The sequence below is a fragment of the Pantoea sp. UBA4549 genome, from assembly GCF_002387285.1.
Taxonomy (GTDB): domain Bacteria; phylum Pseudomonadota; class Gammaproteobacteria; order Enterobacterales; family Enterobacteriaceae; genus Pantoea; species Pantoea borealis.
In genome coordinates this window covers 43,051-53,818 of the sequence record NZ_DGLH01000016.1, presented here as the reverse complement: position 1 = coordinate 53,818, position 10,768 = coordinate 43,051, and the positions used below count along the sequence as shown (strand labels likewise).

General features: G+C 57.6%; 8 protein-coding genes. 4 read left to right on the top strand and 4 right to left on the bottom strand.

Translation table 11 applies throughout. The features are described 5' to 3' along the window. Positions 1-314 precede the first annotated feature (314 nt). The 4 genes from metA to aceK all read left to right on the top strand — a co-directional run bounded on the left by metA (position 315) and on the right by aceK (position 6,241). Positions 315-1,244 carry a homoserine O-acetyltransferase MetA gene (metA, locus tag B3041_RS15665; RefSeq protein WP_065650413.1) on the top strand — a complete coding sequence of 310 codons (930 nt, stop codon included), beginning with the start codon at positions 315-317 and terminating at the stop codon, positions 1,242-1,244. Between the two features lie 260 nt (positions 1,245-1,504). Then, positions 1,505-3,103 (top strand): malate synthase A, encoded by a 1,599-nt coding sequence (aceB, locus tag B3041_RS15660; RefSeq protein WP_292977040.1) that lies wholly within the window; start codon positions 1,505-1,507, stop codon positions 3,101-3,103. A gap of 17 nt (positions 3,104-3,120) precedes the next feature. Continuing rightward, complete coding sequence (gene aceA, locus B3041_RS15655) at positions 3,121-4,422, top strand: isocitrate lyase (RefSeq protein WP_065650411.1); 1,302 nt, start codon at positions 3,121-3,123, stop codon at positions 4,420-4,422. Positions 4,423-4,504: 82 nt separating this feature from the next. Beyond that, entirely contained in the window at positions 4,505-6,241 is a 1,737-nt protein-coding gene (gene aceK / locus B3041_RS15650; protein ID WP_065650410.1) for a bifunctional isocitrate dehydrogenase kinase/phosphatase, read from the top strand. On the opposite strand, the gene iclR is transcribed toward aceK, so the two are convergent. From iclR to B3041_RS15630, 4 genes are all read right to left on the bottom strand, one after another. Beyond that, positions 6,238-7,071 carry a glyoxylate bypass operon transcriptional repressor IclR gene (gene iclR, locus B3041_RS15645; protein WP_065650409.1) on the bottom strand — a complete coding sequence of 278 codons (834 nt, stop codon included), beginning with the start codon at positions 7,069-7,071 and terminating at the stop codon, positions 6,238-6,240. The genes aceK and iclR overlap by 4 nt on opposite strands. A gap of 194 nt (positions 7,072-7,265) precedes the next feature. Further along, positions 7,266-9,356 (bottom strand): YjbH domain-containing protein, encoded by a 2,091-nt coding sequence (locus B3041_RS15640; RefSeq protein ID WP_292977036.1) that lies wholly within the window; start codon positions 9,354-9,356, stop codon positions 7,266-7,268. Then, complete coding sequence (locus B3041_RS15635) at positions 9,356-10,093, bottom strand: capsule biosynthesis GfcC family protein (RefSeq protein WP_292977034.1); 738 nt, start codon at positions 10,091-10,093, stop codon at positions 9,356-9,358. The genes B3041_RS15640 and B3041_RS15635 overlap by 1 nt, the downstream gene beginning before the upstream one ends. After that, positions 10,090-10,737 (bottom strand): YjbF family lipoprotein, encoded by a 648-nt coding sequence (locus B3041_RS15630; RefSeq protein ID WP_292977032.1) that lies wholly within the window; start codon positions 10,735-10,737, stop codon positions 10,090-10,092. Before B3041_RS15630 ends, B3041_RS15635 begins: the two co-directional genes overlap by 4 nt. Positions 10,738-10,768 lie beyond the last annotated feature (31 nt).

The window sequence follows — 10,768 nt, the reverse complement described above, 5'->3', positions numbered from 1 at the left end:
ACAAGTAAGAGAGCCCTGAACGTCTGTTCAGGGCTTTTTTACGTCTGCAGAAAATAACTTTTACGTTCGCTCACGAGCTTTGCTCAGGCATCAGTACGCTATGCGTACTTTTTTCACCTTAAAAAACATCTTACCTTCCGGCTTTTTATGCCGGCGCACTTTTCCTTCCTCTCTGCCGCTGCCGGCTATACCACTTTAAGCTGAAACATTTTCATAAATAGCATGAATTCTCGACATTCGCCTTCTGCCAGGCTAATCTCGGGCATCTGGATGTCTAAACGTTTATATGGTTATCAGCAAGAGGTGAGCAGGTTATGCCAATCAGGGTGCCCGACGAATTACCGGCAGTGAATTTCTTACGTGATGAAAATGTGTTTGTGATGACCTCATCGCGTGCCCGTGTTCAGGAGATCCGCCCGTTAAAAGTATTGATCCTTAACCTGATGCCAAAAAAGATCGAGACTGAAAATCAGTTTTTACGTCTGCTCTCAAACTCACCGCTGCAAATTGATGTGCAGCTGTTGCGCATAGACAGCCGTGAATCACGTAATACTCCCAGCGAACACCTGAATAACTTTTACTGCAATTTTGAAGATATTCAGCACGATAACTTCGATGGTCTGATTGTGACAGGTGCGCCGCTGGGGCTGGTTGACTTCAACGATGTGGCTTACTGGCCGCAGATCCAGCGCGTGCTGCACTGGGCAAACGAGCACGTTACTTCTACGCTGTTTGTCTGCTGGGCGGTACAGGCCGCGCTGAATATCCTGTATGGCATACCCAAACAGACGCGACAGAATAAACTGTCCGGCGTCTATGAGCATCAGATCCTGCATCCGCATGCGTTGCTGACGCGCGGCTTTGATGACAATTTTCTGGCGCCGCATTCGCGCTATGCCGATTTCCCCAGCCAGCTGATTCGTGACTATACCGATCTTGAGCTGTTTGCTGAATCTGAAGCGACCGGCGCTTATCTGATGGCGAGTCGGGACAAACGGCTGGCCTTTGTAACCGGGCATCCCGAATATGACGCGCTGACCCTTGCAGGTGAATTTCACCGGGATAATGATGCGGGCCTGCAGCCGGAAGTTCCGTTTAACTATTTCCCGCAGAACAATCCGGCCCTGCCGCCACGTGCGACCTGGCGCAGCCACGGCAACCTGCTGTTCTCTAACTGGCTGAACTACTATGTTTACCAGATCACGCCGTTTGATCTGCGCCATATGAATCCGACTCTCGACTGATCTCTTTTTAGCTTCTCTCCACCGCGATCGCCCTCAGGCCATCGCGGTTTTTTTATGTCTTTTCCAAAGCAGAAACCATTGCCTTTATTTCGAAGATTTAAATAACATCATTTTCATAGGGTTAAATATTATCCACCATAAAAATGGAAATAGTTTTTGAAATAAAAATTAAAATACATATGCTCTGATCCTGTCGGTTACAAAACATCCAGCATCCCGATCCCGGCGATAAAGCCGGATCGCTTCAGGAGACAGCCAGCATGACAGATACGGTTATTCATTCAACGCTGACCTTCACTCAGCCCTTCTCTGACACGGAGCAGCAGCTGCTGACGCCGGCCGCTATCGACTTTCTGCAGGCGCTGGTTGTGCGCTTTGCCCCGGAACGCGATCGTCTGCTTAAGGTACGCCGGCAACGTCAGCAGGAGTACGATCGCGGAGCACTGCCCGACTTTAATCCGGAAACGGCTTCCATTCGTGAAAGCGCCTGGCAGGTGCGCGCACTGCCGGCGCTGCTGTGCGATCGCCGGGTCGAAATTACCGGGCCACCCGATCGCAAAATGACGATTAACGCCCTGAATGCCAACGTCAAAGTCTTCATGGCTGACTTTGAAGATTCACTGGCGCCGTGCTGGAACAAACTGATGGACGGGCAGCAGGTGTTGCGCGAGGCGGTCGCCGGTACGCTGCGATTCACGCGCGAAGATGGCCGGATCTACCAGCTGCGTTCCGATCCTGCACTGCTGATGTGCCGGGTACGCGGATTACATCTGGACGAAAAACACGTGGAATGGCGCGATAAAGCGATTCCGGCTGGCCTGTTTGATTTTGCCCTCTACGTGTTCCATAACGTGCGGGCACTGCAGGAGAAAGGGCACGCGCCGTGGTTTTATCTGCCTAAAACCGAACACGCCAGTGAGGTGGCATGGTGGCGTGAGATCTTTCGCTTCAGCGAAGATCGATTTGATCTGCCGCGCGGCACGATCAAGGCCACGGTACTGATTGAAACGCTGCCCGCGGTGTTCCAGATGGATGAGATCCTGTGGGAGCTGCGCGACCACGCGGTGGCGCTTAACTGCGGCCGCTGGGATTACATCTTCAGCTACATCAAAACGCTGGGTCAGCATAGCGACCGCATTCTGCCCGATCGGCAGCAGATCACCATGGATCAGCCCTTTCTGGACGCCTATTCCCGGCTGCTGATCAAAACCTGCCACCGGCGGGGCGTACTGGCCATGGGCGGTATGTCTGCACTCATTCCGGCGAAAGAGGAAGCGCGGAATAGGTGGGTAAAAGAGAAGGTTGAAGAAGATAAAGCGCGCGAAGCGGGCAACGGTCATGACGGCACCTGGGTGGCGCATCCCGGTCTGGCGGACAGTGCAATGGAGGTGTTCAATCGCCAGCTGGGTGAGCACGCTAATCAGTTACACGTAACGCGTGATACCGATCCACCGGTAACGGCCGGACGGCTGCTGCGTCCCTGCCGCGGTCTGCGTACTGAAGCGGGAATGCGCGCAAACATCCGCGTAGCGCTGCAGTATCTGGAGGCCTGGATTAGTGGCAACGGCTGCGTACCGATTGAGGGACTGATGGAGGATGCAGCAACGGCTGAAATCGCCCGCGCCTCTATCTGGCAGTGGATCCGCCACAAACAGATCCTGAGTGATGGCCAGCTGGTCACCGCTGCCTTGTTTGAGCAGTTTCTTGACGAAGAGCTGGCCGCACTGCGCCAGCGCTACGGCGACGTACGTTTTCAGCAGGGACGTTTTGAAGATGCGGCCGCGCTGATGGCGCAAATCACCACGGATAAAGAGCTGGTTCCATTTCTGACGCTGCCAGGCTACCGCCTGCTGGCCTGACCCCCGGAGAGAGTGCTATGAATCGGACACAACAGATCACACAACTGGAAATGAGCTGGCAGGATGCGCGCTGGAACGGTATCACGCGTCCCTATCGGGCAGAAGAGGTCATCAGCCTGCGCGGCTCGGTAACGCCCGCCTGCACGCTGGCAGAACGGGGCGCCGTCAGGCTCTGGTCGCTGCTGAACGGCGGCGCGACTAAAGGTTATATCAATAGCCTTGGTGCGTTAACCGGGGGGCAGGCAGTGCAGCAGGCGAAAGCCGGTATCGAAGCGATCTATCTCTCGGGCTGGCAGGTGGCAGCGGATGCAAACCTCGCCGGACAGATGTATCCCGATCAGTCGCTCTATCCGGTTAACTCTGTGCCGGAAGTGGTGCAGCGGATTAATCAGAGTTTTCAGCGCGCCGATCAGATCCAGTGGGCGAGTGGTCTGTCACCGGAGGATGACGCGTATGTCGACTATTTTCTGCCGATAGTGGCCGATGCGGAGGCGGGCTTTGGCGGCGTACTGAACGCTTTTGAGCTGATGAAATCGATGATTGTGGCCGGGGCTGGCGCCGTGCATTTTGAAGATCAGCTGGCGGCGGTTAAGAAATGCGGTCATATGGGCGGTAAGGTGCTGGTGCCGACGCAGGACGCGATTCAGAAACTGGTGGCAGCACGTCTCGCGGCTGATGTCATGAATGTGCCCACCGTGCTGATTGCGCGCACTGATGCAGACGCCGCCGACTTAATTACCTCTGACTGCGATCCAAACGACAGCGCGTTTATCACTGGCGAACGTACGCCAGAGGGATTCTTTCGCACCCGCGCCGGCATTGAACAGGCGATCAGCCGCGGCCTTGCCTATGCGCCTTATGCCGATGTTTTGTGGTGTGAAACCTCCACGCCCGATCTGGCGCTGGCGCAGCGCTTTGCGGACGCGATACACGCACGTTTTCCGGGCAAACTGCTGGCCTATAACTGCTCGCCTTCGTTTAACTGGAAGAAAAACCTCGACGATCGCACCATCGCCCGCTTTCAGCAGGCGCTGAGCGACATGGGCTATCGCTTTCAGTTCATCACGCTGGCAGGTATCCACAGTATGTGGTTCAGCATGTTTGACCTGGCGCACGCTTATGCGCAGGGGGAGGGCATGCGCCACTACGTTGAAAAAGTGCAGCAGCCGGAATTTGCGGCGCGCGATAAAGGCTACACCTTTTCCGCACATCAGCAGGAAGTGGGCACCGGTTATTTTGACCGTATCACCACGGTGATTCAGGGTGGCGCATCTTCTGTAACGGCGCTGACCGGCTCTACGGAAACCGCACAGTTCTGATAACGTCAGACCTGACGTGAAAAGCAGGCGCCGCTGCCGCGCAGCGGCGCGTCTTATGGCAATCGCGTACCGGAGGTGGCTGATGTCACCCAGAGAATCCCTTATTGCTCACACTATCCTGCAGGGCTTTGACGCGCAGTACGGACGTTTCCTTGATATCACCGCCGGCGCGCAGCAGCGGTTTGAGCAGGCTGACTGGCCGGCGGTGCAGCGCGCTATGAAGGAGCGTATTCACCTGTATGATCATCATGTCACGCTGGTGGTCAGTCAGTTACGCGTACTGAGCGGGCAGACGGAGTGGGACACCGCATTCTGGCTGCGGGTAAAAGCGCATTATGAGGCGCTGCTGCCGGGCTATCCGCGCCATGAAATTGCCGAGAGCTTTTTTAATTCCGTTTACTGTCGTCTGCAGGGGCACAGCCATCTGTTTCCGGAGCGCCTGTTTATTCACGCTTCGCAGCCGGCACTGAAACAACCGGAAGCGCAGCGTCCGCTGTCGCGTCTCTATGCTCCCCGGCCCGACTGGCAGAGTGCGCTGCGGCAGTTAGTGTCCGAGCTGCCTCTGCGGCTGCCGTGGCAGGATCTGGCACGCGATATCCGCTGGATCGAGCAGCATCTGAGGGAAGCGTTCAGCGCGGTGCAGCTGGAGGGTGCCACGCTGGAGGTCGCCAGCGAACTCTTTTATCGTAACAAAACTGCGTGGATTATCGCGCGGCTGCAGTTCAGCTGCGGTGAGATCCTGCCCTGTCTGCTGCCGATCCAGCGCGACAGCAGCGGACAGCTGTGGATCGATACCTGTCTGACGGATCGCGATGAGGCAAGTATCGTTTTCGGCTTCGCCCGCGCCAGCTTTATGGTTTACGCCCCGGTGCCTGCGGCGCTGGTGGCGTGGCTGCAGCCGCTGCTGCCTGGCAAAACCCTGGCCGGGCTCTATATCGCCATTGGCTGCCAGAAACATGGTAAAACCGAGATCTACCGCGAATATCTGCACTATCTGGCCTGCCATGATGACGCATTTACCCTGGCGCCTGGCATACGCGGCATGGTGATGCTGGTCTTTACCCTGCCGGGTTACGATCGGGTGTTCAAGGTCATCAAAGATCGTTTCGCGCCGCAAAAAGAGGTAACGGAAGCGCAGGTACACGCCTGTTACCAGCTGGTAAAAGAGCACGATCGCGTCGGACGCATGGCCGATACGCAGGAGTTTCGCTACTTTGCTTTGCCGCGCGCGCGCATTCCTGACGCGCTGATGGCGGAATTCATGCGTGATATACCGGAAAAGATAACGCTGCGCGGTGACAGCGTGATCATTCGCCATCTCTGGCTGGAGCGCCGCATGGAGCCGCTCAATCTCTGGCTGCAGCACGCCAGCGAAGCGCAGCGACGGCATGCGCTGGAGGAGTACGGCAACGCCATCTCTCAGCTGGCGGCGGCGAATATTTTTCCCGGCGACATGCTGTTTAAAAATTTCGGTATGACGCGCCACGGCCGCGTGGTGTTTTATGATTACGATGAAATTCGCCTGATGACCGAGCTGATATTCCGCGACGTTCCGCCAGCGCGTTATGAAGAGCAGGAGCTGCAGGCCGAGCCCTGGTACAGCGTCGGAGCAGATGATGTGTTTCCGGAGACGTTCCGCTACGCGCTCTGCAGCGAACCCGCGACCGGCAGGCTGCTGCAGGCGCTGCATCCGCAGCTGTTTGACCCTGGCTGGTGGCGGGCGCTGCAGGTGCGCATCCGCAACGGCCATGTTGAAGAGGCGATGGCGTGGCGTAACGCCCGGCGCTTCAGCGTGCGCTACGCCACGGTGGCGGTTTAACGTCCGGCATAAGCCTGCGTGACCGTCCGGGCGGCGCGGATCACCAGTGCGCCCAGTTCGGTGATGCGATCGTCCGTCATGCGGGCCAGCGGGCCTGAAATAGAGATCGCGGCAAAGGCGTCGCCGTGCTCGTCATAAATGGGCGCCGCTACGCAGCGCAGCCCCAGCGCATGCTCCTCATCATCGTGTGAGAAGCCCATTTTGCGGATCAGCGCCAGATTCTCTTTCAGCGTATGCGGCGACATCAGCGTTTTGGGGGTATAACCGTGCAGGCCTTTCTGATGCAGCAGCGCGGTCACCTGTTCATCATTCAGATGGGCCAGAAAGGCTTTTCCGGCGCCGGAGGCGTGCATCGGCAGCTTGCCGCCAATCGGGGCTGACATTCGCATCAGCTGCGTGCACTGCACCTGATCAACAATCACCGCCTGATAATCACTGAGATCCAGCACCGCCAGATTCACCGTCTCGCCGGCTTCCTCCATCAGTCGCCGTAACACCGGATGCACAATGGCCAGCAGATTGCGGCTCTGCAGAAAACTGCTGCCCACCACAAACGCATGGGCGCCAATCGTCCAGTAGCCCAGATCGCCCACCTGATGCACAAAGCCCTGCTGCTGCATCGTGGAGAGCAGACGATGCGTGGTTGAATTTGGCAGGCCCGCCTGCTGCGCCAGTTCAGTCAGCGCCACGCTGCCGTGCGCATCGGCAATCAACTCCAGCAGACGCAGGCCGCGCGTCAGCGACTGAACCTGACCGCCAGCAGGCGGCGTAGCCGCAGGGGGTGTGACGCGAGGTTTTTTTCCGCGTTTAGCCGGTACCGGGGTAGCCATAGTTGCTCCATTTCAGCGTTGTACGTGGAAACCATTTTCGTTTTAATCATTATGGAGGCAAATGCAGCTGTGCTGGTCGGATCTGTGAGCAATGAGGCAAGAAACCGTGCGGTGTCTGGCTGACGCCAGGGGGAAGAGAAGTGGAGTGTGTATCAGCACAGCTAAAGTGCGCGGGTATTACCCCGCGCATGGTGTTAATTAAAGCGCGCGTCGCGATCGGCGGTTAAATCGTAGAGCTGATATTTACGACTCAGCATCTGGCCACCATCACGCGTCAGCGGCACCCAATTCACCTGTGCACGGCCGCGCGTTGGCGTGACGGTAAACAGATCCATCGGAATCGAAATATAGAAGCCTTTGGTAAAGTCGCCTTCGCCATACGCTTCGGATGAAACATTGGTTTTGGTGGCGTAGAAACCCACGGTGACGCCGCTGTCGTAGCGTTTGGAGACATCCAGCGTGGCGCCTTTATCTTTCGCCAGATACTGTCCCACGCTCGCTTTCACCAGCACATCCTGCATAAACCACGGACGCCAGTAGGCGGTCAGATGGCCGGTTGGCGCTTTGTAGTCGCGGAACTGCATCATGTTGTCCCAGTCGCGCTGTTTAACGTAGTTAGCGTCTGCGCCCACTGCCCAGTTGCTGTCCACTGGCCGGTAGAGCACTTCAGCACCGGCGCCGCCATACATGGTTTCCAGATAGCCGCCATAAACCTGGCCATAAATGTTATTACCGAGGTAACGCATATAGTTGGCCTGCAGATCGTTGACGTAGAGATTGTTTTTCACATAGTCGCGGATATGGGTACGCACGCGCGGTAGCGTGGAGTCAGAGGGCGCGCCGTTATAGTTGAAGCGGTCATAGTTGTTCACGATATTACCAAACAGGCTGCCGCCCACCAGCAGGTGATCGGTCAGCCAGTAATCGGCGTTCGCCATCGCGCCAGCCTGATACATATAGAAGCTTTCCGGCCCGCCCACTGACTGGTTGAGCACCGGCGACAGGCTGTAGTTCAGGCGATCTTTACGCATGAACAGGCCCTGCTCGGTTGCGCCCGGATCGACCGGATTATCGCGCGACTGCTGCAGCGGCTGATCGTGTCCCAGCGGATAGCCGCTGAGCGTATTATGCAGACTGGCAACCTGCGTGCGCGTCGTCACCTGCGGCATATTAAAGCGCGACTCTGTGACGGCAATCGTATCAATGCCGGCCGGCAGATGATTCATCATTATGCGATTGGCGCGGTCAACCCCTTCGCGCGTATCGCGATATTTGATTTGCTCGCCGCTGACGTAAAGGGTCGCGCCTTTGGTCTGGATGCGCGGGCCGTTGAATCCGGCATCATATTTCAGTGCGCTGAGCTGGCTGGCGACCACGGCAGAATCCAGCAGATCGCCCTGCGGATGCGGGTCGTAAGCGGGTTTCGGCGTATCAATATGCGTCTGGCGCAGATCGTTGAAGTTGGTGCGAAGGGTGATGCCAAACATAAAGGTATTGCCGCGCTCATAGCTGGCGTTGATATCTGCCCAGTCAGTGAGGCGATAAATCGCGCCGGCATTGACCTTGCTGCGCTGCTCCAGCCGTCCGGCAAAGTCATCCTGATAGTCGTTGCCTTCATATTCCAGCTTAAGGCGCAGCGGCTGCCAGGGGGTCTGATACTCCACGCCGCCAAACAGGGCAGCGGGGCCATGAAATAGCTGCGAGCCATTGACTGCACCGGCCGTCCCGCCACCGGTACGGCTGCAGTAGCTGTCGCTGTAAGAGCAAAACGGGTTTTTCACGGTGCCGCTGCTGCCGAGATAGCCCCAGCCGAGGCCCAGCGTAAAATCAAACGGTCCCCAGGCTTTAGACGCCACCAGATACTCGCTGTCAAACAGCCCGGTACCGCCGAGGTCGCGCGAACCCACCGCCACCTCCGGCAGCCAGTAACTCTCCTGCCAGAGACGCAGTTTCAGATCGAACGCTTTATCTTTATAGCTCTGATTACCACTGAAATCTTCCACGCCGCTGTAGCGACGGGTGCGCACATCGGTATAGCGTACGGTGGTTTCCAGCCATGACAGAAGCTGCAGTGAGGCGGAATAGTAGCGGTACTGATCGTTATCCCGGGCGTTAAGACTGAATTCGCCCTCTTTCGCCATGCGCGCGGTTGGCGTCTGCATCAGGCCGACGCCACCAAAATCGGATTGTGAAGGGCCCACCGGCTGCGGCCAGGTTTCAGCCTGCACCTGACAGGCGGCCGAGACGGATGCAGCCAGCAGGCTGAGCAGTAGTTGTTTTTTCATTATTGCGGGATCCGGTGAGTCAGAACAGAAATCAGACGCGTATTTAAATCTGCCTGGCCCCACGGCAGGCTCCATGAGGTAAAGCCGAGCCAGATAATGCTGCCGGGTTCGACTTCAGCATGACGCTGATTCCAGTACGCGACCGGGACCTGCCGGACCTCGCCAGAGGGCGTAATAACGGTGGCCACGCTGCGCTCACCGCCGGTCAGGCGGTCATGTGCGGCGAGATAGTCACGCACGCTGCGCCCTGGCTGCCAGGATTCTGCGCCAGGCCGGGTGAGGGCGCCCAGAATCAGCACCTGATGCGGTTCCGGCAGGGTATAAAGATCGTAACTGCCCTGCAGCGCACGATCTGCCTCCGGATGCAGGCGCAGCCAGTCGATATCCAGCGACGTAAACTGCCGGCCGGTAACCGGCAGCGCGTCGAGCTGCCGGATCACAGCACCGATGGTCGCACCCAGTGCGGCGTCGCTGCTGTTTTGCCAGGCGCGCAGATCGGCCAGCAGCTGGCTGCGCTGTTGCTGTACGGCAGCGGTAGCGCCGCGCTCTGCGATGACGGTGCCGGGCCACCAGGTGCTGAGGCCAGGATGCGTCAGCAGCTGGCTCAGGCGCTGAAGATCATTGATTTGCACGCTGCTTTCGCCAGGCGCGGTGTGCACGCTAATCTGGCTTGCGGCCAGCGCGCTGCCTGCCGCAGGCAGAGCCAGTGCAGCCAGCAAGGTAATTATTTTTTTCATGATTTAGCCGGCTTCAGAAGAGTGGTTACAACAGGAAACTGGTCAGCGGCAAGCGTCTGCTGCGCCTGCAGCACCGTGCCGTCACGATTGTCGATCCAGAAAATGTTCTGCCAGGTGCGGTTCAGGCTCGCCATCGATACATTTTCATGCCAGACGCGGCACGGTACCGCTTCTCCCGCCAGCGTCAGCACTTCATCAGTGCCGCGCTGAAACTGCGAGGTCGCCGTTGCGGCGCGTACCCGATCCTGTTCACGCCACTGCACGACGCGTGTCCAGCTCGCTCCATTCTGCAGATACAGTGCATCAGCCAGCGGATCCCCGGCGAGGTTACTGACCGCCTGCAGGTTGTCGCGCAGCCCCAGCGTTTTCACCAGGCGTCCCTGCTGCATCACCAGCATCGCTTTATCCTGAGTCACCCACTTCTGCTGACCCGCTTCAAGGTAGCCGAGTACCACAAAGATACGTGTGCCATTGTCGATGCGGGCGTACATACTGGCGTAAGGCAGTTTCTGAATCTGTTCTGCACTGACCGTCACGTCGTCCGGACCATTAACGGCAAGCATGACGGTCTGCTCAAGACCTTTTTGCGTCTGTGTGCAGGCCTGCAGCAACAGACAAAGCAGCAGCAAAGAGAGTTGGCGCACTGTGTATCCCTGTCAAAAAAACAAAAGCCAA